The sequence below is a fragment of the Bradyrhizobium sp. USDA 4516 genome (assembly GCF_054055915.1).
In genome coordinates, this window is the sequence record NZ_JBSRXT010000001.1 from 1207865 (window position 1) to 1233332 (window position 25468).

General features: G+C 65.4%; 19 protein-coding genes. 12 read left to right on the forward strand and 7 right to left on the reverse strand.

Annotated features, from left to right (window positions below; genetic code table 11):
• Window positions 1–53: 53 nt before the first annotated feature.
• Window positions 54–950, forward strand: coding sequence for a LysR family transcriptional regulator (locus ACVI1L_RS05710; RefSeq protein WP_168855395.1), 897 nt, complete (start codon window positions 54–56; stop codon window positions 948–950).
• A gap of 22 nt (window positions 951–972) precedes the next feature.
• Here the strand turns inward: ACVI1L_RS05710 and ACVI1L_RS05715 are convergent, their stop codons facing one another.
• Window positions 973–1323 carry a hypothetical protein gene (locus ACVI1L_RS05715; protein ID WP_456782476.1) on the reverse strand — a complete coding sequence of 117 codons (351 nt, stop codon included), beginning with the start codon at window positions 1321–1323 and terminating at the stop codon, window positions 973–975.
• 185 nt (window positions 1324–1508) lie between these two features.
• Entirely contained in the window at window positions 1509–2444 is a 936-nt protein-coding gene (locus ACVI1L_RS05720; protein ID WP_229193443.1) for a LysR substrate-binding domain-containing protein, read from the reverse strand.
• A gap of 186 nt (window positions 2445–2630) precedes the next feature.
• Between ACVI1L_RS05720 and ACVI1L_RS05725 the strand changes: the two genes are divergently transcribed.
• The 6 genes from ACVI1L_RS05725 to ACVI1L_RS05750 all read left to right on the forward strand — a co-directional run bounded on the left by ACVI1L_RS05725 (window position 2631) and on the right by ACVI1L_RS05750 (window position 11079).
• A complete protein-coding gene (locus tag ACVI1L_RS05725; RefSeq protein WP_456782477.1) occupies window positions 2631–3617 on the forward strand; it encodes an NAD(P)-dependent oxidoreductase in 987 nt (328 codons plus the stop codon).
• Between the two features lie 51 nt (window positions 3618–3668).
• Entirely contained in the window at window positions 3669–5000 is a 1332-nt protein-coding gene (locus tag ACVI1L_RS05730) for an MFS transporter (RefSeq protein ID WP_456782478.1), read from the forward strand.
• A 29-nt stretch (window positions 5001–5029) separates the two neighbouring features.
• A complete protein-coding gene (locus tag ACVI1L_RS05735) occupies window positions 5030–6358 on the forward strand; it encodes an MFS transporter (RefSeq protein ID WP_456782479.1) in 1329 nt (442 codons plus the stop codon).
• Between the two features lie 22 nt (window positions 6359–6380).
• Window positions 6381–7406, forward strand: a complete 1026-nt coding sequence (locus ACVI1L_RS05740; protein WP_057016890.1) for an amidohydrolase family protein — start codon at window positions 6381–6383, stop codon at window positions 7404–7406.
• A gap of 186 nt (window positions 7407–7592) precedes the next feature.
• Window positions 7593–8267: an RraA family protein gene (locus tag ACVI1L_RS05745; protein WP_316394025.1), complete on the forward strand. Its 675-nt coding sequence runs from the start codon at window positions 7593–7595 to the stop codon at window positions 8265–8267.
• A 325-nt stretch (window positions 8268–8592) separates the two neighbouring features.
• Window positions 8593–11079, forward strand: coding sequence for a TonB-dependent receptor (locus ACVI1L_RS05750; protein ID WP_456782480.1), 2487 nt, complete (start codon window positions 8593–8595; stop codon window positions 11077–11079).
• Between the two features lie 119 nt (window positions 11080–11198).
• On the opposite strand, the gene ACVI1L_RS05755 is transcribed toward ACVI1L_RS05750, so the two are convergent.
• The 3 genes from ACVI1L_RS05755 to ACVI1L_RS05765 form a co-directional block, all read right to left on the reverse strand.
• Window positions 11199–11972 carry an SDR family NAD(P)-dependent oxidoreductase gene (locus tag ACVI1L_RS05755; protein WP_456782481.1) on the reverse strand — a complete coding sequence of 258 codons (774 nt, stop codon included), beginning with the start codon at window positions 11970–11972 and terminating at the stop codon, window positions 11199–11201.
• Window positions 11973–12157: 185 nt separating this feature from the next.
• Window positions 12158–12781: a hypothetical protein gene (locus ACVI1L_RS05760; RefSeq protein ID WP_168855389.1), complete on the reverse strand. Its 624-nt coding sequence runs from the start codon at window positions 12779–12781 to the stop codon at window positions 12158–12160.
• Between the two features lie 62 nt (window positions 12782–12843).
• Window positions 12844–13752, reverse strand: coding sequence for a LysR family transcriptional regulator (locus ACVI1L_RS05765; RefSeq protein ID WP_456782482.1), 909 nt, complete (start codon window positions 13750–13752; stop codon window positions 12844–12846).
• 135 nt (window positions 13753–13887) lie between these two features.
• Between ACVI1L_RS05765 and ACVI1L_RS05770 the strand changes: the two genes are divergently transcribed.
• Window positions 13888–14661: an SDR family oxidoreductase gene (locus tag ACVI1L_RS05770; protein WP_456782483.1), complete on the forward strand. Its 774-nt coding sequence runs from the start codon at window positions 13888–13890 to the stop codon at window positions 14659–14661.
• Between the two features lie 19 nt (window positions 14662–14680).
• Here the strand turns inward: ACVI1L_RS05770 and ACVI1L_RS05775 are convergent, their stop codons facing one another.
• Window positions 14681–19030 (reverse strand): translocation/assembly module TamB domain-containing protein, encoded by a 4350-nt coding sequence (locus ACVI1L_RS05775; RefSeq protein WP_456782484.1) that lies wholly within the window; start codon window positions 19028–19030, stop codon window positions 14681–14683.
• On the reverse strand, window positions 19030–21054 hold the full coding sequence (locus ACVI1L_RS05780; RefSeq protein WP_456782485.1) for an autotransporter assembly complex protein TamA: 2025 nt from the start codon (window positions 21052–21054) through the stop codon (window positions 19030–19032). The genes ACVI1L_RS05775 and ACVI1L_RS05780 overlap by 1 nt, the downstream gene beginning before the upstream one ends.
• 758 nt (window positions 21055–21812) lie before the next feature.
• Between ACVI1L_RS05780 and ACVI1L_RS05785 the strand changes: the two genes are divergently transcribed.
• The 4 genes from ACVI1L_RS05785 to ACVI1L_RS05800 all read left to right on the forward strand — a co-directional run bounded on the left by ACVI1L_RS05785 (window position 21813) and on the right by ACVI1L_RS05800 (window position 25466).
• Complete coding sequence (locus ACVI1L_RS05785) at window positions 21813–22004, forward strand: hypothetical protein (protein WP_057016883.1); 192 nt, start codon at window positions 21813–21815, stop codon at window positions 22002–22004.
• Between the two features lie 125 nt (window positions 22005–22129).
• A complete protein-coding gene (locus tag ACVI1L_RS05790; RefSeq protein WP_456782486.1) occupies window positions 22130–23380 on the forward strand; it encodes an ABC transporter substrate-binding protein in 1251 nt (416 codons plus the stop codon).
• A gap of 136 nt (window positions 23381–23516) precedes the next feature.
• On the forward strand, window positions 23517–24335 hold the full coding sequence (locus ACVI1L_RS05795) for a helix-turn-helix transcriptional regulator (protein ID WP_016847806.1): 819 nt from the start codon (window positions 23517–23519) through the stop codon (window positions 24333–24335).
• Between the two features lie 120 nt (window positions 24336–24455).
• Window positions 24456–25466 (forward strand): branched-chain amino acid ABC transporter permease, encoded by a 1011-nt coding sequence (locus ACVI1L_RS05800; RefSeq protein WP_168855385.1) that lies wholly within the window; start codon window positions 24456–24458, stop codon window positions 25464–25466.
• Window positions 25467–25468 lie beyond the last annotated feature (2 nt).

Here is a 25468-nt window from a genome sequence, read left to right on the forward strand (position 1 = left end):
TCCTTTGAAGATGGCATTATCTGAACAGACCGTTTCGAATATGGAACAGTTCGATGGACCTTCAGGCGCTCACCGATTTCAACCTGGTGGCCGCGCATGGCGGGTTCGGCCGCGCCAGCCGCGCTTCCGGACGGGCCAAGGCCACGCTGTCCCGCCGCGTCGCCGAACTGGAACAGAGTCTCGGCGTCCGCTTGATCGAGCGGGGTTCGCAGAGTCTGCGATTGACCGATGAGGGCCGCGCGCTGCACGAGCGCACCAGCGGTCCGCTGTCCGACATCGCCGAGGCCGGCGAAGCCGTGGTGCTCGGCGCGTCGACGCCCCGCGGCCGCTTGCGGGTCAGTGCGCCGGTCTTGCTCGCCCATGTCGCGTTCGGCCGGATCGGTGCGCGCTTTGCGCACGCCTATCCCGACGTCCAGCTCGAGATCGTCGCGGAGGATCGCCTGGTCGACCCGGTCGAGGACGGCTATGACCTCGTCATCCGCATCAACCCGTCAGCGGATGAACGTCTGGTCGGCCGCCGCTTCCTCAGCGACGAACTGCTCGTCGTGGCGCATCCCGATCGACAACGGCCGACGACCGCCGCGCGCGATCCGAATGGCGTCTCCGTCGATGCCGTTCTGATGTCGCAGACGCCGCTGGACACGCTCTGGCGCATCCGACATGAACGCGAAGAAATGATGCTCAGGCCGCGGCCAATGCTGCGTCTCTCATCGATGCTGATGATGCGCGATGCGGTGCTCGCAGGCGCGGGCGCGGCCCTGCTGCCGAAGCTGCTGGTCGATGACGACATTGCCGCGGGTCGGCTTGCCTATTGGGGAACGGATGCCAGACCTCCGGTCGATATCTGGGCACTGCAGAGCTCGCGACGGCTGGTCGGCGCAAAGGTTCGCGCGTTTCTCGACGTCGTCGAGCAGGCATTCCCGAACCGGGTGTTCGTCCCGCCGGCCTGAGTTGCAGCCCGGACGATGCGCCTCAGGTCATGCTGCCCGGCATGAAGCAGCGCACTCGCGGGTGGCCGTCGACATAGTGCTTCCACACCATGGTGCGCCCGATCTTGTTCGGCTCGGTAATCACGGCCTCGTTCGGCACGACAACCCATTCATTGTCGATGAGCACGCGATAGTTGCCGTGATCAGACTCCCAGTCGGGATCGGCGACCACATAGCCGTCAGCATCCGAGCAGCATTGTCCATAGCCGCTGTGCAGGCTTTCGAACCAGGGCTTTAGCGGTGAATTGGCGTGGCGGCCGTCGTCCCGCGCCAGGGTCGGCGATGTCAGCCACATCGTCCCGAGCAGCAGTGCCGCACGCGTGATGGCGTGCATGTCGTCGTCTCCGTGTCGATCCAGCTGCGGGCGCGCGTCACAGACTGCTCGCCTGCGACGCTGCCGCCGCAGGCGAGAGCACGACACATCCGCGCCCCAGCACCTGACATTGAACGATGCAAGAGCAGGGCCAGACGGGATGCCGGAAGACTACGGCCGACGAAAGTATAGGGCGTGCGGCACGATCAACGACTCACTGCCGCAACCTCCGGAACAAGCGGCGGTGCGCTGCGCGACGCTGCCTGCAGCGCGCATTCGACGAACCGGCGCGGCAGCAGCGAGGCGTTGGAGCGCATCGCCACCAGCATGCGGCTCTCCGCATCCGGCGTGTCCAGCGGCTTCGCCACCACATTCATCACGCCGGCCTGCTGGTAGCACGACGGCAGGATCGACAGCCCGATCCCGGCCGCAACCAGGCTGAGCACGGTGCGCAGTTCATGCGCCTCCTGCACCACGCGCGGGGCAAAGCCCGCCCGCCGGCACAGCATCGCGGCCTGATCACCGACACCGCAGCCGCTCTCGGCCATACCGACGAATTCATGCTCGGCAAGGTTGGCCATCTCGAGCGCGCCCTTCGCGCCGGCCAGCGGATGATCCAGCGGCAGGAACACCATCAGCCGGTCGCGCCACACCACATGGACCTGCAGATCGGCCGCCGGCCTGAAATCGAGCGGCGGGCGCATAATCGCGACATCGAGTTCGGCGTCGGCAAGCGCGCGCAGCTGCGTTGCCGTCGACATGTGCCGGAGTTCGATCTTCACCCGCGGATAGCTGGCGCGAAAGCTGCGGAACAGCTCGGCGAACATGTCGAGCATCGGGACCGAGCCGGTGAAGCCGACCCGGATCATGCCGGCCTCGCCGCGCGCCGCACGGCGCACCGTCTCCGACGCCAGATCGAGTTCGCTGACCGCGCGCCGCGCATGTTCCAGCAGCAATTGTCCGGCTTGCGTCAGTTCCACCGCGCGCCGCGTCCGCGCCAACAGGCGCGTGCCGAGCTCTTCCTCCATCGCCTTGATCTGCGTGCTCAGCGGCGGCTGGCTGACATGCAAGCGTTTGGCGGCGCGGCTGAAGCTGAGCTCTTCGGCTACCGCGATGAAGTAACGAAGCTGCCTGTAATCCATCGCTTATTCCGATTCCCTATAAGTCGGGGGTCAACAAGGTATTTGACCTCACGGGGCCGTTTCCCGATCTTCGCGCGAAATCACCAGTCCTCCAAGGGAGAAGCGCGCGAAATGCGTCAGGTTCAGACACGACGGCGCGGCGCTCGCAGCGGGTCAGCCATGCAATATCGCAGCGGACGATAGAAGATGACCGTTCCGTTTCGCGTTCTCGTCACCGGCGACAGCCTCGCGCCGGCCGCCGTCAATGTCCTCAGCGAGATCGGTGCAGATGTCGTGCTGATGCGCGATGCCGTCACGCCTGAGCGTCTCGCGCATGAGATGGCGCGGGCGCCGACGCAGGCGATCCTGATGCGCGGCAATCCGGTGTTCTCCGCCGCCACCATCGCCGGCAATCCGCACCTGCGCGTGATCGCAAAGCACGGCGCCGGCATCGACAGCGTCGATATCGATGCCGCAACCGCCAGGCGCGTGCTGGTGATGGTCGCGGGCGACGCGAATGCGCCTGCGGTTGCCGAGCACACCATCGCATTAATCCTCGCGCTCGGGCGCGACGTCGTCAGCCTGAACGCGCGAACCCATTCCGGCGCCTGGGACCGCGCCACCTATCGCGGCCGCGAAATCCGCGGCCGCACGATCGGCCTGGTCGGCTTCGGTCGCATCGCCCGGCACGTCGCCCGCGCGGCGGCCGCGCTCGGCATGAGCGTCGTCGCGCTCGGCCGGAGCAGCGGCCGTGTCGATCCGGCGCTGGCGCGCGAAGCCGCCGATCTCGCCGAGCTGCTTGCGGTCTCCGACATCGTCAGCCTGCACGCGCCGCTGACCGATGCGACGCGCGGCATGATCGATGCCGGGCGGCTCAACGCCATGAAGCCCGGCTCCCTCCTGATCAACACCGCGCGCGGCGCGCTGGTCGACGAGGACGCGCTGTGCGCGGCGCTGCGCAGCGGCCATCTCGCCGGTGCCGGCCTCGACACGCTGGCGGAGGAGCCGCCGGCGAAAGACAGGCCGATCCTGCAGGCGCCGAACCTGATCGTGACGCCGCATATCGCAGCCCAAACCGGCGCATCGATCACGCGGACCGGCGTCGAGGCCGCGCGCAACATCGCAGCTGTCCTCACGCAACGCCACATCGATCGCACCAATGTGGTGAACCCGGCGGCACTCGACGCGCCTTAAATCTCGCAGAAACGGCCCACCAAGAGGCCGCGACATCAAGAGGAAACGAACATGAATCTGGGGTGGCTGTCCAAGCTGTCCGCCGTCGAACGCAAGACCTTCTTCGCCGCCTTCGGCGGCCTTGCACTCGATTCGATGGACACGACGATCTACGCGCTGGTCACGCCGGCGCTGATCGCAACGCTGAGCCTGTCGCGGCCTGACGCCGGCATTCTGGCTTCCAGCTCGTTGATCGGCACCGCCCTGGGCGGCTGGGTCGCCGGAATTGCCGCGGACCGGTTCGGCCGGGTGCGCGTGCTGCAATTCACCATCCTCCTGGTCGCGGTCTCGACCTTTGCCGCCGCCTTTGCCGACGGCTTCTGGTATCTCTTGGTCGCGCGCGCCATCCAGGGCATGGGCTATGGCGGCGAGGCCGCGGTCGGTGCCGTGCTGGTCGCCGAAGTGGTTTCGGCCGGCATGCGCGGCCGCGTCGCCGCCGCGATCCAGAGCGGATACGCCGTCGGCAATGCGCTGTCGGTGGCGCTGTTTCCCGTCATCTTCGGCTGGCTGTCGCAGGACATGGCCTGGCGTGTGTTCTTCGCGATCGGAATCCTCCCCGCGCTGCTGGTCTTCTTCGTCCGCCGCTTCGTGCCGGAATCCGCGATCTTCGTCGAGGAGAAGGCACAGCGCGCCGCCTCGCCGGCGCATAGCTTCTGGACCATCTTCACCGGCGAGCATCTGTTCAAGACGCTGGTCGCGACCTTCTTCACCACCGGCACGCTTGGCGCGGCCTATGTGATGATCACCTGGCTGCCGACCTATCTGCAAACCGGGCTGCATCTACCGGTCACGCACACCGCCGGCTATCTCGCCGTCAACATCTTCGGATCATTCGTCGGACCGATCGCCTTCGGCCTGATCACCGACCGCATCGGCCGCCGCAAGGGTTTCATGCTGTTCCTGGTCTGCCAGGCACTGAACGTCGTCGTCTACACCCAAGCGCCGATCGGACAGGGCATCACGGTCATCCTCGGATTCTTTCTCGGCGCGCTGCAGGCAGGCCTCGCCTCCGGCCTGATGCCGACCTTTGCCGAGCTGTTTCCAACCAGCATCCGCGCCAACGGCGCCGGATTCGCGCTGAGCGCAGGGCGTGGCCTCGGCTCGATCGTGCCGGCGACCGTCGGCATTCTCTCGACGCGGATGCATCTCGGCGACGCAATGGCGATCTGCGCCATCTGCGGCTACACCGCCGCGTTCTGCGCGGCATTGCTGCTGCCCGAGCAGCAGGGCATCGACCTCAGAACGATGACAGCAGGCGCAGCTTCGGACGACGCCGAACGGCTGCCGCACGAACGAGAGACTGGACACCCTAACAACATCCGAAATGGCGCCGCAACCCAATGAACGCCATCACAATGAACGGGAGGATTGCAATGGCCGGAGCGTCCGTCACTGAGCTCGAACAACAGACCATCCGCCGCGTCTATTGGCGGCTGATCCCGATCCTGTTCGTGATGATGTTCTTCAACTATCTCGACCGTATCAATCTCGGCTATGCCGGGCTGACGATGAACAAGGACCTCGGCCTCAGCCCCGCGATCTTCGGCTTCGCGGCCAGCATCTTCTTCCTCGGCTACATGGTGCTCGAGGTGCCGAGCAACCTGATGCTGCACTGGCTCGGCGCCCGGATCTGGCTGGCGCGCATCCTGATCACCTGGGGCCTGGTCGCCGCGTTGACCGCCTTTGTCTGGAATCCGCTCAGCCTCTATGTGATGCGGTTCGGGCTCGGCGTCGCGGAAGCCGGCTTCATGCCCGGCGTGGTGCTTTACCTCACCTACTGGTTTCCGGCGCGCTATCGCGCCCGCGCGGTGGCGGGATACATCATCGCCGGCTCGTTCTCGGCGGTTTTGGGCGGGCCGATCTCGACCAGCATCATGACCTCGTTCGATGGCACTGCCGGTCTCCACGGCTGGCAATGGATGTTCCTCGCCGAGGGCGTGCCGACCATTCTGCTCGGCCTGTTCACGCTCTATTATCTCACCGACCGCCCAGCCAAGGCGAGCTGGCTCACCAAAGAACAGGCGGCCTGGCTGGAAGGCGAACTCGCCGCCGAGCGGGCCGAGATCGAACAACAGGGGAAGCACAGGTTGATCGAATGCGTCCTCGATATCCGGGTCTGGCTGCTGGCGGCGCTGTTCGGCTGCGCACTGGTCGGGATCTACGGCCTCTTGCTGTGGCTGCCGCAGATCATCAAGGGCATGGGCGATCTCAGCAACGTCCAGGTCGGCTTCCTCTCGGCAATCCCGCCGCTGCTCGGCGTCATCGGCACCATCGTGGTCAGTCGCAGCTCGGACAAGACCGGCGATCGCAAGTTTCATCTCGCGGCGGTCTATCTGCTGGCCGCGGTCGCGATGCTCGGCAGCGCCTATGTCGCGAGCCCGGTGCTGGCCTTCGTGTTCCTGTGCATCGTCGGCTTCAGCCTCAATGCCGGCAACCCGCTGTTCTGGAGCATCAATGCCTCGCTGCTGACCGGCGCGGCCGGCGCCGCCTCGATCGCGCTGGTCAACACGCTGGCGCAGTTCGGCGGCCTGATCGGGCCGTGGTGCATCGGCCTGATCAAGGACTCCACCGGAAGCTTCTCCTGGGCATTGGTCGGCATCGCCGGCTTCCTGCTCGTCGCCTCCGCCATCGCCGCCACCATGCGCGTCAAGTCGCGCGAGACGGAATTGACGGGCGCGATCCCGTCATCCGTCGCACACTGACACCCCTGCCAAGGAAGCAACCATGATCATCGATTGTCACGGCCATTACACCACCGAGCCGGCCAAGCTGCAGATCTTCCGCGACAAGCAGCTCGCCGGCCTCGCCGACAAGTCGCGCCGGCCGCTCACCACCAATCTCGGCATCACCGATGACGAGATCCGCTCCAGCGTCGAGGGCGCGCAGCTTCGCCTGCAAAGGGAGCGCGGCACCGACGTCACCATCTTCTCGCCGCGCGCCGCCGGCATGGCACATCACGTCGGCAAGGAAGCGACCAGCCGCGAATGGACCACGATCTGCAACGACCTCGTGCACCGGGTCTGCACGCTGTTCCCGCAGAACTTCGTCCCCGTGTGCCAGCTGCCGCAGAGCCCGGGCATCAAGCCTGCCAACTGCATCGAGGAGTTGGAGCGCTGCGTGACCCAGCTCGGCTTCGTCGGCTGCAACCTCAACCCCGATCCCGCCGGCGGCTATTGGTGCGATCCGCCGCTGACCGACGAATGGTGGTATCCGCTGTATGAGAAGATGGTCGAGCTCGACGTGCCGGCGATGGTCCATGTCTCCTCGTCCTGCAATCCCTGCTTCCACGGCACCGGCGCGCATTACCTCAACGGCGACACCACCGCCTTCATGCAGTTCCTGACTTCGGATCTGTTCAAGCGCTTCCCGACCCTGCGGTTCATCATCCCGCATGGCGGCGGCGCGGTGCCCTACCACTGGGGCCGCTACCGTGGCCTCGCGCAGGACATGAAGCTGCCGCCGCTGTCGGAGCATCTCTTGAAGAACGTGTTCTTCGACACCTGCGTCTATCACTTGCCCGGCATCGAGCTGTTGACCAGGGTAATCCCTGTCGAGAACATCCTGTTTGCGTCCGAAATGGTCGGCGCGGTCCGCGGCATCGATCCTGAAACGGGTCATCACTTCGACGACACCCGCCGCTATATCGACGCGCTGCCGCTGAGCGCGGCGGACAAGGCCAAGATCTTTGAAGGCAACGCCCGCCGCGTCTATCCTCGCCTCAACGCCCATCTCGAACGCCGCGCGCATTGAACGAAGCCGAGACAAGCACTCCAACTCCTCATCCTGAGGTGCCCGCGAAGCGGGCGTCTCGAGGGATGCAGGCCACTAACCGGGCCACATGGTTCGAGACGCGCGTTCCGCGCTCCTCACCATGAGGGTCCAACCAAGCGGCAAGACCGACAATCGACTTCAACCAATCAATCTCGGAGAAAACCGATGGCCATAGGATTTGCAATTCACAAAGCGAAGCGGAAAGTGTCGCCTGACCTCGTCGCGCGCTACCGCACCCTGCCGGTCGCCAATATCAGCGATTCGATGTCGCGGATCGCGGGCACCAACCGGCTGCGGCCGATGCATGCGGGCGGCTGGCTCGGCGGCCCGGCGCTGACGGTCAAGACCCGTCCCGGCGACAATCTGATGGTCCACAAGGCGATCGACCTGGCCCAGCCCGGCGACGTCATCGTGGTCGATGCCGGCGGCGTCCTCGTCAACGCCATCATCGGCGAGATCATGTCGACGCTGGCCGAGAAGAAGGGCGTCGCGGGCTTCGTGATCGACGGCTCGATCCGCGATGCCGGCGCGATCCGCGCCGGATCGTTCCCGGTGTTCGCCGCCGGCGTCGCCCATCGCGGCCCCTACAAGGACGGCCCGGGCGAGATCAACTGCGCCGTCTCGATCGACGGCATGATCGTCGAGCCCGGCGATCTCGTCGTGGCCGACGACGACGGCGTGCTCTGCGTGCCCCATGACGACGCCGAGGCGATCTGCAAGCTGACCGAGGCCAAGAAGGCGACCGAGGAAAAGGCCATCCAGCAAATCCTCGCCGGCACCAGCGACCGCCGCTGGGTCGACGAGGCCCTGCTGCGCCTCGGCTGCGAGTTCAAGGACTGAGACGATCGGCGGTCCCAAAGGCGGCGATGCCCGCCTTTTGGGCACGAATTTGCGCCAAGTCGGCCGGAATCATCCCGCCCGTATCGTGTGCGTGTGCCCGTCCATCAAAATCGGGAATTTTTCCCGATTCCAGATGGAAAAGAATCCCGGTCCCCCGGCATTGATCTTGTTTGCCAAAGCAAGGGCGTTCCCGCAGTCTCCGAGCCAAGGTTCGTCGGGGATCAAGCCGAACCGCGGCTTGGGGGTGGGCGTCATGGCTGCTGCGTTGTTGCGTGCGGCAACACGGTCTTTGTCTTCTTCGGTCTATACGCGAGGCGCTGCGGCCGTGCTGGCTGTTATTGGCTCTGCACTGCCATCGACTGTCCTGCATGCTCAGACGGCCGATCCGGTCCCCACTGAACTGCCGCCCGTCAACGTGATTGCGCCCACACCTCTGGCCGGCACCCGCAGCGCAAGGCCGACGGCACGGCCGGTGGTTCGGACCACGCGAACCGCGCGAACCCGAACCGGACCTGTTGCTCCGGCAGCGGGCCCCGATGTCGGCACCGCTGCACCCGGCCCCTCCGACCGCGACTCCACCCTGATTGATCGCGACAAGGTCCCGTCCAACACCGCGGTGATGACGACGCAGGATTTCAGCCACAACTACTCGACCAACTTCCTCGATGCTGTGAACCGCAAGCTGCCCGGCGTCACGCTCGGCGACCAGACCGGCAATCCGTTCCAGCGCAACCTCGACTACCGCGGCTTTACCGCCTCGCCGGTCCAGGGCACGCCGCAGGGCATCGCGGTCTATCAGAACGGCGTGCGCATCAACGAATCCTGGGGCGACGTGGTCAACTGGGACTTCATCCCGGAAAAGGCTATCGACAGCGTCGCATTGTTTCCCAACAATCCGGTGTTCGGCCTCAACGCGATCGGCGGTGCGCTGAGCATCCAGATGAAGAACGGCTTCACCTATCAGGGCTCCGAGGCTGAACTGTTCGGCGGCTCTTACGGGCGCGTGCAGGGCAGCGTGCAGGCCGGCGGCCAGAGGGACAACATCTCCGCCTACGCTGCGTTCGAATCCGCGTATGATCGCGGCTGGCGCGACTACGCCAATTCGTCGCACATCAACCGCATGTATGTGGATGTTGGCGCACGCAACGACGACACCGAATTTCATGTCAATTTCACCGGCGCCAGCAACCTGCTCGGCAATGTCGCGGCGACGCCGGTCCAGATGCTCAATCAGCGCTGGTCGAGCGTCTACACCTGGCCGCAGACGACGCTGCTTCAGCTCGCCTTCGTCAACGCCACGCTGAACCACAATTTCTCCGACACCTGGTCCTTCCAGAGCAATGCCTATTTCCGCGGCTTCCGGCAGACCCATGTCGACGGCAACGGCACCGACGTGCATGCCTGCGACGGGGGAGACAGTTTGTGCATCGGCGACGGCCTGCCGATTTTCGGTCCGGCGGGAGGTCCCTCGGTTTCGAACACGCTGGGCAATGCCTTCCTTGGCGAAGTCGACCGCAACCGGGCCGCGACCAACAGCTTCGGCGGCACAGCCCAACTGACCAACTCGGACAAGCTGTTCGGACACGACAACCACGTCGTGATGGGCGTCAGCGTCGACCACGGCAACACGAAATTCACGGCGACCAGCGAGCTCGGAACCATCGATCCGAACAACCTGTTCGTGACCGGCACCGGCATCTTCATCAACCAGCCCGATGCCGGTCTCGCCCCGGTCGACCTGCGCGCAACCAACACCTACACCGGCGTATATCTCACCGATACCTTCGACGTGACGAACAGGTTCTCGGTCACTGCTGGTGGACGATTCAACTATGCCCAGATCGATCTGCAGGACCAGACCGGGACAAATGACCAGCTCAACAGCAGCAACCGATTCCAGCGCCTCAACCCGGTGATCGGCGGCACCTACAAGATCACCCCGAACCTCACCTTCTATGCCGGCTATTCGGAGGCCAACCGCGCGCCGACGCCGCTCGAGCTCGGCTGCTCCGATCCGGCCCGCCCCTGCGTCATCGATTCCTTCCTGGTATCCGATCCGCCGCTCAAGCAGGTGGTGTCGCACACCATCGAGGCCGGCTTCCGCGGCACCTGGGGCAACGACGCCAGGACCGGCATGCTGAGCTGGGGCGTCGGCGCGTTCCACACTCTGTCCGACGACGACATCATCCGGGTGCAGAGCCCCATCGGCACAGGCAATTTCGGCTATTTCCAGAATGCGGGACAGACCCTGCGGCAGGGCATCGAAGCCAAGCTCGACTACCGCGTCAATCGCTGGAACGCCTATGCCAACTACACCTTCATCGACGCGACCTATCGAAGCGCAAACACGTTGCCGGCTCCCGACAACCCGAACGCCCTGACCGACCCGAACAACGACGACGTCCGGTTCATCAACGTCAAGCCGGGCGACCATATCCCGGGCATTCCGGCGCACCGCTTCAAGGCAGGTGTCGAGTACCTCGCCACCGACGCATGGAAGGTCGGCGCCGACATCAACGTGGTCGGCAGCCAGTGGCTGATCGGCGACGACACCAACCAGAGCCAGAAGGTCCCGGCCTACGCGGTCGTGAACCTGCACACCTCCTACAGGATCACGCCGAATATCGAGGTGTTCGGCCTGATTAACAACGTCTTCAACCAGCATTATTATCTCGGCGGCGCGTTCTACGAGACTGGCGGCTTTGCCAGCGCCGGAGCCGCGCCCAATTTGATGGCGCAGCTGACCGATCCGCGCACCTTCGTGCCCGGCATGCCGCTCGCCGCCTATGCCGGCATCAGGGCGAAGTTCTAAAGCGCGATGTGATTAGGTTGAATCGTCATCGCGCTTTAGCTCTTTGTTTGAGCATGATCTTTTCGCAAAACCGCTTCGCACTTTTCCGGATCATGCTTTAGGGCAATTCCTGGAAGACGCTACGCCACCGTCCCGCCATCGACCGGCATCGCGATGCCGGTGACGAACGACGCCTTGTCCGACAGCAGGAACACCGCGACCTCCGCGATCTCCTCGGGACGCGCGGCGCGGCCCATCGGATTGCGGGTGACCGCGGCCTTGATCAGCTCCTCTGGATCGGCCTCGTTGTGGCCCGGCTGGTCCGGCCGGTTGACGAACACCCGCAGCATCGGCGTGTCGATCGCACCGGGGCAGATCGCGTTGACGCGGACGCCGTCCTTGGCGTGGCGCTTGGCGAGCGCGCGCGCCAGCCCGATCACGCCGGCCTTGGCCGCCGAATAGGTCGGACTCCACGGCGAGCCGACCAGGCCCGAGGTCGATGCAGTGAACAGGATGCTGCCCTGGCGCCGCGCGGTCATCTGGCCGAGCGCCGCGTTGGTGGTGATCAGCTGCGAGCGCAGGTTGAGATCGACGCTGAGATCCCAGCCTTCCAGATCGTCGATCACGGACGGACCGGGAATGCCGAGGTGATTCCACACGCAGTCGAGCGCTCCAAATTCCTTCGCGGTTGCCGTGACGATGTCGCGCGCAAAGCCGTCGTCGCGCAGATCGCCGGTCAGCGCCAGCGCGCGTCCGCCGCCCTTTTTGATCTCGTCGACCACCGCCTTCGCGCCGGCCTCGTTCTGGTCGACCACCGCGACCGCCGCGCCCTCGCGCGCGAGGATGCGTGCCCCGGCGCGGCCGGCGCCGGATCCCGCGGCGGTGACGAGTGCGATCTTGCCCTGCATGTCCATGTTTCGATCCTGACTGTGCCCGTGAGCTCGAGCCTTCTTGGTTGTGACGTTCTGGTTGAATCAGGACCGCAGCGCTGCCGTCTTGCGCTGACGCGCTAAAGCATGATCCGGAAAAGTGCGAAGCGGTTCCGAAAAGATCATGCTCAAACAAGGAGATAAGGCGCGATGACGATTCTCATCGCGCTTCAGCGCCCACCGAACAGGACCGGAGACTGGCCGGGCAGCAGCTGCGAATGAATGTCGCTGTCCATCCGCTCCGCCCCTTGCTGGGTGAAGCTCGCGCCGAAGGACAGGCTGAGATTCGAAGTCGGCCGGAACTCGAGTCCCGCGCGCGCAGAATAGCCGGCGTTGACGCCGGGATTGCCGCTGAACGGCGCCAGCGGTCCGCCGGCCCCGGGCGGATTGTATTTCAGCGTGTCGAAGCCGGCGAAGAAGGTCACGGGCGTATTGCCGACGCCCCTGAAATTGTAGCCGAACTGCGCGCCCTGATATTCCAGCGAGCCGAACGCCGCCGATTGGCCGAGCGCGTTCCAGCCGACGCGACCGCCTTCGCTGCCGGCGAACCAGCCGTCGGGCCGGCCGTTCAGATACGAAAAATCGCCGCCTTGCGCGCCGGCGGCGTCAAAGCTCGGAAAGTTTCCGTAGGTATCCGCCTTCTGGCCGTCGGCGAGGCTGCCGCCGAAGCCGAACAGCGAGCCCGGCGTCCAGTAGCGCACCGGGCCGGCCTGGGCACTGGCCTGCTGCTGGCCGCTCAGGCACAGCGCCAACACTGCGATTGCGGGGCCGAGTTTGCTTACCAAAGTGGTCATCAGATTACCGTCACGAGCACAGGGATTATACGTCCCACCGACCGGGAACACCAGCCTGCGCCCTACCCCGCCGCGAGCAGCTTCTGTTTCAGCAAATCCGTCAGCCAGTCGGCAAACACCTGCAGCCGCCGCGATAGATGCTGACGGTGCGGATAGAGCAAGGTCATCGGCATCGGCGCGGCGCGGTGCCGCGGCATCAGCTCGACGAGCTCTCCGGCATCGAGTTGCCGCTTCACGTCGTAGGCGGGAATCTGGATCAGGCCAAGGCCGGCGAGGCAGCAGGCGATATAGGCCTCGGCGCTGTTGACGGTGACGCGGCCGCGCAGCGCGATGCCGCGCGACGCGCCCTGCTCGCTCCACTCCCACTCCTCGATGCGGCCGGTGGAGGGCGAGGCGTAGTTGACCGCCCAATGCGCGCCGAGATCGTCGGGCGTTCGCGGCGTGCCGTGGCGCGCGAGATATCCGGGGCTTGCGACATTGATCAGCGTCAGATCGCCGAGCGGCCGCGCGATCAGACCGGAATCGCTGAGCGGGCCGACGCGCACGACGCAATCGGCGGAATCCTCGATCAGGTTGATAGCGCGATCGGTGACGCCGAGATCGATGTCGATCTGCGGATAACGATCAAGGAAAGCCGGCAACGCCGGCGCGATGATCAGGCGGCCGATCCGCCCGGGCACATCGACCCTGAGCCTGCCGGACGGTTCGGCGGCGGCGTGGCGAAACAGGGTCTCGGCCTCCTCGACATCGGCAACGACGAGCAAGGCTCGTTCGTAGAAGGCCGCGCCGTCATGCGTGGGCGACACCTTTCGCGTCGTGCGATGCAGCAGCCGCGCGCCGACGCGTTGCTCCAGTTCTGCGACCGCTGACGAGACCGACGAGCGCGGCAGGCCCAGCGTATCGGCCGCCCGCGTAAAGCTCGCGCACTCGACGACGCGAGCGAAGATGCGGAACAGGTCGATGCGGTCCAAAATCGTCCCCGATTGTTCGCCATTTCCGACAAGTGATATCAGGATGCATGGCTTTATCGGCAAATTCTAGACGATATCGTCCTCTCCAGAAAGCGGCCGCAGGGCGCGGCCGCGAGACCTGGAGAGGCGAACGCCATGACCGACCACAGCATCAAGGGCAAGACCGTCATCATCGCCGGCGGCGCCAAGAATCTCGGCGGCCTGATCGCGCGCGATCTCGCCGCCCACGGCGCCAGGGCGATCGCGATCCACTACAACAGCGCGGCCACCAAGGCCGATGCCGACGCGACGGTGGCGGCGCTGCAGGCCGCAGGCAGCAAGGCGGTCGCCTTCCAGGCCAACCTCACGACATCGGGCGCGATGGAAAAACTGTTCGCCGAGGCGGTCGCCGCGATCGGCCGCCCCGACATCGCGATCAACACCGTCGGCAAGGTGTTGAAGAAACCGATGATCGAGATCTCGGAAGCCGAATATGACGCGATGAGCGCGGTCAACGCCAAGTCCGCGTTCTTCTTCCTCAAGGAGGCCGGCCGCCACGTCAACGACAACGGCAAGATCTGCACGCTAGTGACCTCGCTGCTCGGCGCCTACACGCCGTTCTATGCGGCCTATGCCGGGACCAAGGCGCCGGTCGAGCATTTCACCCGCGCGGCATCGAAAGAGTTCGGCGCGCGCGGCATCTCGGTCACCGCGATCGGACCCGGACCGATGGACACGCCGTTCTTCTATCCGGCCGAAGGCGCGGACGCGGTCGCCTATCACAAATCGGCGGCGTCGCTGTCGGGCTTCTCCAGGACCGGGCTCACCGACATCAAGGACATCGTGCCGTGGATCCGCCTGCTGGTGTCGGACGGCTGGTGGATGACCGGCCAGACCATCCTCGTCAACGGCGGCTACACCACGAAGTGAGGCGCGATCTCGGTCGCCCTTACCATTCGAATCGCGTGCCGACCCCGACGGATGTCGAGCCCTTCGCATCGACATCCGACTCGACGCGGATATGGCGCGTCACGTCGACATTGGCCGACACTCCTGACTGGCTGGCGCTCGCGCCCGTCCGCACGCCCACGCTCAGCCTGTCGCCGATCGCGCGCGAGGCGCCGACCATCGGACCGCCCGCTCCGGCGCCGACGTCCAGATTGTCGACCCCGAGCGAGCGGCGCATGCGGTCCACCGTTCCCTCGCCACCGCTTGCGAACTGAGCGGCGGCCCCGGCGAGCTGCACGGCCTGCGAGGTCGTCAGGCTGCCCGAACCCTTCTGAAAGAGAATGCGCGACAGGATCTCGTCCTGCGGCAACTCGGGCTGCGAATGGAAGGCGAAGACCGGCGCGGCCGCCGGGCCCGAGATTCCGACCTGCGCGGTGATGTCAGAGGCCTGTATCTCTGCCGCGAAATCGAGCTCGGGCGCGAGATCGCCATTGAAGGAGAGATTGCCCTTGGTGAAGGTCAGCGTCTTTCCGAGCACCACCAGCTTGCCCTGATAGAGCGAGAAAGCCCCCTTCGGAACCGGCGCGTTGCTCGTGCCGCCGACATGAACGGAGCCGCCGAGTTCTGCGGTTACCCCGCGGCCATGGATGAAGACGTGGTTCGGCGCAGAAACTGTCACGTCGAGCGCGGCGTTGAAGAGCGCCGGACGCTTCTTGTTGCCTTTCGGCGTCTCGGCCTTGCGCGCAGCTGCGAGCCGTGCAGCGGCCTGCCCCGAGGCGTTCACATGGTTGATGCCGTCGATCGGCTTCAGCGTCGACGGCAGGCGATCCGGAATATCGACGTTGACGCGAGTCAAGTCGACGCGACCGACGATCCGCGGATCGCGCGCCAGGGCGCCTGTGACGTCGATAGCGAGATTGGCCTGCGCGGTCGCCAGCGCGCTGGAAGCAAGCGTCGCCTGCTGACCGCGAATCGAGATCGTGCCTGGAAAACCTGCATCCGGGGCGACCCTTACCTCACCGGAGCCGGACAACGTACCGCCGTTGGGCGTCACCGCGGTCAGGCGCTCCACGACGATGCGCTCTCCTTCGGCGGTGATTTTCGCGTCGACGGCATCAAGGCGCGTACCGAGCATGCTGTCACGGAAGGTACCTCCGCTCATGGTGACGACACCGCCGATCTGTGGCCTGGTACGCGTGCCGCCGACACGGGCATCGAGCGTAACGCTGCCGGACACGGTACGGCCGGAGGCGGAAAGCGCGGCATTGGCGACGGCGGCATCGAGGCGGCCCTTCGCGGTCAGCGCGATCGGACCCGTGGCGTCGAACGGCACCGTGCCCGACGCCGTGATCGCGCCGGCTCTTCCCGCGGCAATTGTGGTGTTCAGGCTCGCGCGGCTGCCATCGAGCCGTCCGTCCGCGGCAACGTCGATCGGCGGCAGACCGGCGCTTCTGGTCTGCGGCGCGGTGAGCTGCTTGACCGCGACTTTGTACTGGCCGGTCGGCGCGCTCATGGAGCCCGCAATGGCCGCTGACGCGTCGAGGGTCCCGCTCAGGCCCAGACCGGGTATCGCGACATCGGCCTCGCCGAGCGGGATCGCGCTGGCCATGGCCTTAAGGTCGAGCACCTGGCCGGCCTTGCCGTCCACCGTGAAGCGGCCGCGTCCAATCCCGAGCGCCAGATGCTCGATCAGCACCGTGCCATCGTCGAGCGTGAAGCCCGCGGGGCCCTGCAGCGCAATCGCTTTGGCGCCACGGCGCGCGGTGAAGCGGTTGAGATCGAACCGCACCCGCTCCCTGGTGGTCAGTGCACCCACGGCATCGAGATCGAATCCGGCAGCCTTGGCGGACAGGCCGATCGTGCTCGCATCGGCATTGCCCGCGGCCGCCAGCGTGACGTTTGAGACTGTCTGACCGCCGAACTCGGCACCATTGACCTGCGCATCAGCATTGAGCACCGGATGGCTGTAGAGATCGGCGCCATCGGCGCGCAGATCGAAACTGCGGACGGCCGCACCCGCGGCACGGATTCCCGCGCCCTTGCCGGCAAGCCGGATCGACTGTTGGCCGCCATCGGCCGAAGCGGCAAGGTCGAGTGAGGCCGAACCGGCGAGCTCTGTAAGCGCAAGCGGCGAGAGATCGGCGAGCGCCCCGGCTGCGAAGCGAATCTGCCCGCTGGCGAATCTCTGGGCGTCGATCGTTGCTGCCCCCTTCAGGGATACCGATCCGATCGCGATGTCGACGGTCTTTGCGTGCCATCCGGCAAAGGCGGGAGCTGCGCGATCGTCGGGCTCCGACGATCGACGACTCAGCTGAACAATCCCGCGCGCTGGCTTGCCGTCGACGGAGCCGTCGAGCTTGGCCTCGACAGCACAGACTCCGTTGATGTCGTTGACCGTCGCGGCGAGCCCGAGATGCGGAATCGGACGCCGCATCGCGGTGGCACGATCCACCGAGGCCACGAACGAAACCCCGGGATGCGCGAGCCCGCCGGTCAGGCCGACGTCGAGAGCTCCCGCACCGGTGAGGCGAGCATCGGCCGCCGAGAGATCCGGCAGGTCCACACGCGCCGACAGGTCGCTCGAGTCGCGCGTCACTGTTCCTTTGGCGCGAACCGCAACATGGGCACCATCGATCGACGCGTCGCGGACCGTGTAAGTGTCGCGTCCGTCAGCAGAGATGTCGGCTGCCAGTGCGAGCCGCGCCCCCGCGAGCCCATCGAGCGCCGCAAGTCCCGTCGCAAGCTTCTCGCCGGCACCTGACATTCTGATATCGAAGCTGCCACGCTGTAAATCCGTGTCGAGATCGAGGCCGAACGCCACCGAACCCTTGAGCTTCAACCCGGCAAGGTCGGCAAAGGCGCCGAGGTCGGGCACGGTTCCGGTTGCCCGGCCATTCAGGCGATCGGCGCTGACATCGCCTGTATAGGTGGCCTGAACCGTTGATGTGCCGACCTCGAGACGCTCGATCCTGGCGCGGCCGCCCAGGTCCGTATCGCCATGGAGCACGAGCGACGCGGTGTTGCCGATCGCGGCCGCCAAACTCGCGTCGCGTGGCGCGATGCCGGAAGCGCGCAGGTTCGCGTCAAGGATGATACGCGTTGCGGGATCGCTGGCCTCGGCACGAGGAACGGCCGTGATCGAAGCATCAAGCGTCTCGACGTCTCCGTCCGGCAGATGAGCACCCGACAGCGCGAGCTTGACCGATGCTGTAGGAGCCTTAATTGGGCCGTTGACGCGGCTGTTGAAGACGAGGCTGCGGATCGAGCCTTGGTCAGTCTCGGTCACGTCGCCGTTGCTTGGCAAGGCGCGGATCGAAGCCGCAAAATCCACGACCTTGTCGGCTCGGAGCAGACCTTTCGCGTCGAGCCGTGCGAGACGGCTCGTCAGCGTCAGCCCGTCCAGGGCGACGCTGCCGTCGTCACCAAAATGCGTCGTACTGTCGAGATGGGTTTCGCCCGCGAAGACCGGCGCGGCGATCGCCGGCAACAATGGTTCGAGGTGACTGGCAAGGCGCGTTGCGAGCACTCGGGCCGCGCCGTTTCGGTCAAGCGCAATCGTGCCGGTCGCATCGATCGTGGGGCCGGCCTGCAACTTCAGGGCACCGCGAAAGCTGTCGAGCGTGCCCTTGCCTCCCAGTGCGAATGTGACGGGCGGCTCGCCCGGCAGATGGCCGAGCTTCGACATGAGTCCGTGGGCTGGCTCGTCGAGCGTGACGTCGAGGGTAAGCGCATTTCCCTGCGGAACGTAGGCGAGAGCGGCCTTGAAGTGGCCCGGAAAATCCTTGCGGGTGGCATCGAGGTTGAAGACGAGCCCTTCCGAGGGCGAGCCGAACTCGGTATTGCCGGTCGCCGCGACACTCAAAGCTTCACCCAGAATCGACTGTCCCAGCGTCAGGGCCCGCAGGTCGAAAGCCTTCACCTGCACCTTCACCGGAAGGTCAGGCAGCATCGGCTGATCGGACTCGGCGGCAGGCTGGTTGGACGGAAGCGGCTTTCGCCTGATCTCAAGTGTGCCGATCTCGAGACGGTCGATTTCCAGCCGCCCCAGCAACAATGCGCTGCGTCGCCAGACGAGGCGCGCCTCGTCGAGCGTCAGCCAGACACCGTCCTTGTCGGTGATGCTAACGTCGCGGACCGTTGCATCCGAGGACAGCACACCATCGACGGCGCCGACATGGACCTGGGTCGCCGGCGTCGAGAGCGTCCGCGAGACGAGACTGGCTAGCACATCCTGCTGGTTCTCGCCGGTACCGCCCACCATTCGGTAGAGAACGACACCAAGCACCGCGGCAGCGATGAGACCCAGGGCCGCGACGGCAGAACCGATAATGAACAGCCGTCGGATGCGCATCAGAAGGCTTGCCCAATGCTGACATAGATCGCGTAACGGCTGTCGCCGGGGCGAGGGTTCAGCGGTGTCGCAACGTCAAGGCGGATCGGGCCGACCGGCGTGAGATAGCGCAACCCAAGTCCCGCGCCGTAGCCCACATAGTCGTCGAAGCCTGGCAGGGATGATCGGGAGGCGGTGCCAAAGTCGAAGAATGGCACGAGGCCGATGGTGGGAGTGATCCTGACCCGCACCTCGGCGGAGCCCTCGATCAGGCTGCGACCACCGGTGATTTGACCGAACATCATCGGCGAAATGGTGTTGAAGCCGTAACCGCGTACGGATCCGCCGCCGCCAGCGAAGAAGCGATGTGCGTCCGGAATCTGGTCGAGCGGCGCGCCCGCAAGCGAGCCTGCGGCCAACCGACCCGCCAGCACGTAGTCGGCCTGCTCGTCGAGAGCATAATAGGCCGAGCCCGCAACCCGCGCTTCGAACAGATCGATCGTGGAACCCATCAGCTTCGGATAGGCATTGACGGTCGCCGAGAGGCGCACACCGCGCGTGGGGTCGAGCGGATTGTCTGTCGTGTCGTAGCGGCCGGTCGCCGTGAAGCCGATCAATGTCGCATCGACCCGCCCCAGCACGTCCTGCGATTTCGATTGCTCGACCTGGAGACCGGCCTGCAGCGAAGCCGCCTCCGAAAAGCGATGGATCACGCCGAATGTGCCGCGCACCGTGTCGTCAGTGTAACCGCCGAGGTCGTTGTTGCCGACACGCTCGCGGAACGCAGTGGCCTCGATCAGTAGATCGTTGGCCGTACCGAACAAGCCCGGCTTGATGAAGGTGCCGGTAAAGCGTGCGCCGAAATCCGAGCCGCTCAGATTATTGAAGCCGGTGAAGGACGTGCCGTCGATCCGTTGCAAAAGCGAGGCGGACGCTTCGAGCCTCAGGCGCTCGCCGCGGCCGAATATGTTCCGATCCTCGTAGTAGCCAGCAATGCCGGGACCATCGACGGTGGAATATTTCGCCGAGAGGCCCACCGCGTGCCTGGGCCTTTCCGTCAAATCGATGAAGACCGGCAGATTGCCATTCTCATCGAGTTGGTCCGCCTCGCGGACGCGAATTCCCCCGATGGCCGGGATCTTTGCGATCGAGGTTTTCGCCAAGGCGAGCCGCTCTGGCGAATAAGGCTCGCCTTCCCTCAGGTAGACGTGCGTGGCCACTACTCTCGGATCGACGTCTCCGCCCGAGATCGTCACGGCGCCGATGCCGGCCTTGGGGCCCGCTTCGACCCGAAGCCGAAGGTCCATCGCGGCGGCGCCATGATCGACGGTGGCCTTGACGTCGGCGACCTTCGCGAGCGGATGTCCGTTGCTGCGGAACCAGTCGACGAGTTTCGCCTGCGCGGCGCGCAGGTCGGCAGAGATCGCGGGATCGCCGGACTTCAGCGCAAACGCGCGGCGCGGCAATCCCTGCGGCGCTTGGTCGCGCGGATAGTCTACATCAACGGCACGCAGCTTGAACAACGGACCAAGTCGCGCGATGACCTTGACGGGCACAACGGTCCGATTGCGAAAGCTGTCGGCCCGGCGCGCGGCCGCGGCAAGCCCGATCTCGTCGAGGGAGATTGGAACTCCATCTAACGTCACATCGATCTGGGCGTTGTAGCGGCCAAGCCCCCAAAGGGCATCGAGCAGCGGATTGATATCCGCCTGCAGCCGGCGCGCGAGACCTTCCCCGTCCGGGGGCGGTTCCTGTCGAAGGCGATAGGTGCCGGCGGCATCGCGCAATGCCTGTTCGGCGTCGCTATCGTTCTTGCCCTCCGGCGTCTTGGCTTCGATCTCCAGCCGATAGGATAGCGTCGTGGCGCTGACCGGCGGCGGATCGTCGGAACCGAACAGGCCAAAGAAGTCGAGCGCGTGAGCCTGCTCGCACAGCGAGCAACCGACGACAGCGACGCACGCCGAACGCAGAACGCGCCGCGCTGCAGCGATGAAATACCTCCGCCTTGCCCGCCCCGGCAAAGGCGGCAGGCATCGTCGCACCACGATTTGCTTGATTGTTCCGCTCCGCCTGCCTGTTGACGCGACCCGAGTCTCTGCACCTCAGGTTCCGGCGATCCCCTGTCTCCGCATTCAACAGGCACCACACGCGAAGTTGATAGACTCATGATGGACAATGTTGGGCAAACGCAAGGGAACTTCGACGTTCGTCGCAGTTATCGACTCTCCGATGCGCGCCACCATCGGTTCCGGCAACCGCATCTTGCGGACAATCCGCCACACGCGTCATCACGATTCCATGGCGCTGATGCCGGAACCGTCGCCAGTTAAAAGCAGAGTGCAAGCTCGGCCGATCCAATCCGCAAATGCAGAGGGACAGGTTCAGGTCGGGCCGGCAGTCTGCTGCCGTGGCCGATCAACGCAGAGCCCGTCATCGGGCAACGCGTTGCGTGGGCGCATTAACCAATCCGGGCCCTGCCACTGATTTGCCCGACGGCACACGCCCCCGCGGCCGTGGTCTTACCTCCCGCGTTTTTTATCAGCGGGACCCATGGGTGCGATCGGCACCCAGGCTTTCCCTGCGCCCTCTGTTTCCGGAGTGGCGAAACGAAATGCAAAGCTCGGACAGAGCGCGGAAGTATGACTCACCGGCAGCGCAATACATTCGGTGCCGTCCCGGCGAAGGCCGGGACCCATAACCACCGAGCGTGATTGTTGAACGATGTGGAACGACGAGTCCCGTTCACGACACCCGCCGCGGCCTATGGGTCCCGGCTTTCGCCGGGACGACGTGCGGAGAGAGCATGGACGGCATTCTCTCCGGTGTCATGCCCGCGCGTGCGAGCATCCAGTGCACCGTGACCTCTCGGCTCAAGCAGGACCGTCTCTCGAATACTGGATCACCCGCATGCGCGGTGATGACACCGAACACGCTCCGCGGCATTGCGCCGCGAGCCGCGCTGCGGCGCAACAATCAAAATGAGACTGCCCGTTAAGCCAATTGGCGCCGACGACATCCGCGCCGCGCCCGCCTTCGGCTAGCTTTGCCGGCAACAACCGGACGCCCATCAGCCTTCGCACGCCAAGTGGACGCCGGCGACAACGCAGAGGGAGGAGCGCGATGTTGAAAGGCAGTTTGGGACTGATTGCGTTGAGCAGCCTGTTGCTTTCGGGCACGGCGTTCGCTCAGGAGAAGATCAAGGTCGGCGTCACCGCGACGCTCGAGGGCACCTACACGGTGCTCGGCGAGGACGGCATGCGCGGCTTCCAGACGGCGCTCAACGTGCTCGGCAAGAAGATCGGCGACAAGGAGCTCGAATTCGTCGTCGCCTCGACCGACGCGACGCCCGACTCCGCGGTGCGCGCGGTGCGCAAGCTGATCGAGCAGGACAAGGTGCAAATCCTGCTGTCGCCGCTGTCCGGCGACGAAGGCATCGCGGTCAAGAACTTCGCCAAGACCCATCCGGAGCTGACCTTCGTCAACGCCGCCTCCGGCGCGCAGGAAACGACCTATGTCGATCCGGCGCCGAACTTCTTCCGCTACAACATGGACGGCGCGCAGTGGCAGGTCGGCCTCGGCAAATACGCCTATGAGACCAAGGGCTATCGCAAGATCGCGACCGTCGGCGAGGACTACTCCTTCATCTACACCCAGGTATTTGGCCTGGTGCTCGAGTTCTGCGGCGCCGGCGGCCAGGTCACCAACCGACAATGGGTGCCGCTCGGCACCAAGGACTTTGCCTCCGTGATCGCCGCGCTGCCTGACGACGTCGACGCGATCTATCTCGGCCTCGGCGGCGCCGATGCCGTCAACTTCCTCAACCAGTATCAGCAGGCCGGCGGCAAGGCGCATCTGATGGGCGGCTCGATCATGATCGACCAGACCATCCTGTCGTCGAAGGGCAACGCCAAGAACGCGCTGATCGGCACCATCGCCGCCAGCGGCCAGGCCGATACCTGGGAGGATCCGGGCTGGCAGAAATTCGTCAAGGCCTATCAGGATGCCTTCCCGCCGGCCAAACGCTTCCCAAGCCCGTCGCTGCTCGCGACCAACTATTACGGCTCGACGATGGCGCTGATCCTGGCGCTGCGCCAGGTCAATGGCGATCTCTCCAACAACCAGGCCAAGCTCAAGGACGCGCTGGCGAAGATCGAGATCGACGCGCCGAACGGCAAGATCAAGCTCGACTCCAACCGCCAGGCGATCGGCACCAATTTCGTCACCGAGGTGGTCGATGACAGCAAGGGCGCACTGTTCAGCAAGGTCGTCAAGGTGATCCCGAACGTCAACCAGACGCTGGGCTACGATCCGGCGGTGTTCGCCAAGATCGGCCTGCCGAGCCGCACGGTCCCGGAGTGCAAGAAGTACTGACGTATTTGTTGCAGTGCAGGCTGAACGGCCGCGGCATGGTGCGCGGTTGCATCAAGAGCCCTGCTCGCCCTTGCTTTCCGCGGGCGGATGATGAACCCTTGTCGAAAAGACAAGAACATCCCGCGGGAGGGGAGGCATGAGCAGGGCGCTTGCCGTCTTCCACGGCCGGTTCGGTCGCGCGACGGTCTATCAGTTGAACCGTCCCTTCAACGTGCATGCGCACCGCGAGGGGCATCTGATCTTTCATGTCGGCGGAACGCCGGCGCAGATCGACGTCTCGGAGCAGCGGCTGCTGCTCAAGGACGACACCGTCGTCGCGGTCAACCCGTGGGAACCGCACAACTTTCTGCCGACCGACATGGACCACGGCGCGATCTTCTTCGTGCTTTATGTCAACGCCGAATGGTTCGCGCCGCAGCCCGCGACGGCACAGGGCCTGCGGTTCGGCCGCACCTTCTTTCCGCGCACCGAAGCGCTCGACCGGCTGATCCGCCGCACCGCAGCACTAGTGTGCGGCGCGCCGTCGCTGCGCAGCCTCGATTGCGAACTCCGGCAGCTGATCGACTCCTGCTACGAGGAGAGCTGGCAGGCCGCGCAGGATGCGCGCGCGGCGGCCGCGGTGACCGATTTCAGGGTGCGCAAATCGATCAAGCTGATGTCGGAAAGCCCCGGCGCCGAGATCGAGCTCGATGCGATCGCGCGCGAGGCCGGGCTGTCGCGGCCGCATTTCTACCGGCTGTTCCGCACCCAGACCGGCGTCACCCCTCACCTCTACATGAACACGCTGATCATGGAGCAGGCGCTCGATGCGCTGGTGGCGACCGAGACGCCGATCGCCGATATCGGCTTCGACCTCGGCTTCTCCTCGCAGAGCGGCTTCACCCGCTTCTTCGCCGCCAATGTCGGCATGGCCCCGACCGACTATCGCCGCGCCGCCAAGGTGTTGCGGCCGTGAAGGAGTTCCGGAGCGCACGATAAAAGATACTGTCGATCAAATCCTGAGCTTACGCCCTCGGTAGGATACTGGACACGCGGCCCGGCAGACGGTCGCGACCAGTGAGGGAACGCGACGGAGATGGCCAGGTTCATCGAACGCCATCCGGCCTGGGCACTGATCGTGATCATCGCGGTCGCGGTGCTCGCGTGGCTGGTGTTCGCGATCTGGCCGCCGGGGCTGGAGGCCGCGATCGGCCGCAAGCGCGTGTTCCTCAACGCGGTGCTGAACGGCATCACGCTCGGCGGGCTCTACTTCCTGGTGGCTAGCGGCTTCACGCTGATCTTCGGCCTGATGCGCAATGTCAACCTCGCGCACGGCTCGCTCTATCTGTTCGGCGGCTATGTCGGCTACGCGATCAGCAGCTGGACCGGGTCATGGCTCCTCAGCTTCATCATCGCCTTCATCGCGGTGGCGCTGGTCGGCGTGATCCTGCAGCTCGTCGTGTTCCGACGCATGGAGGGTCAGGACCTCAGGCAGACCATGGTGACGATCGGGCTGTCGATCGTGTTCGCCGATCTGATGCTCTGGGTGTTCGGCGGCGACTTCTACCAGATCCAGACCCCGAGCTGGCTGATCGGCCCGATCCAGCTGCCGCTGCTGACCGCGATCAAATCAACGGGCGAACCGGTCTATCTGCAATACCCGCTGGTGCGGCTGGTGATCTTCGCTGCGTCCGTCGTGATCGGAATCGCGATGTGGCTGGCGCTCAACCGTACGCGGATCGGCATGATCGTGCGCGCCGGCGTCGACGACCGCGACATCCTGGCCGCCACCGGCGTGCGGATCCAGCTGGTGTTCGTGCTGGTGTTCGCGCTCGGCGCGGGCCTTGCCGGCATCGCCGGCGTGGTCGGCGGCACCTTCCAGTCGCTGTCGCCGGGCGAGGATACGCGGTTCCTGCTCGCCTCGCTCGTCGTCGTGATCGTCGGCGGCATGGGCTCGATCCCGGGAGCGGCGCTCGGCGCCGTCATCATCGGCCTCGCCGAGCAGCTCGGCTCGGTCTACATCCCGACCTACGCCATCGTCGTCACCTTCCTGATCATGGTGCTGGTGCTGGCGCTGCGGCCGCAGGGCCTGCTCGCGAGGCGATGACA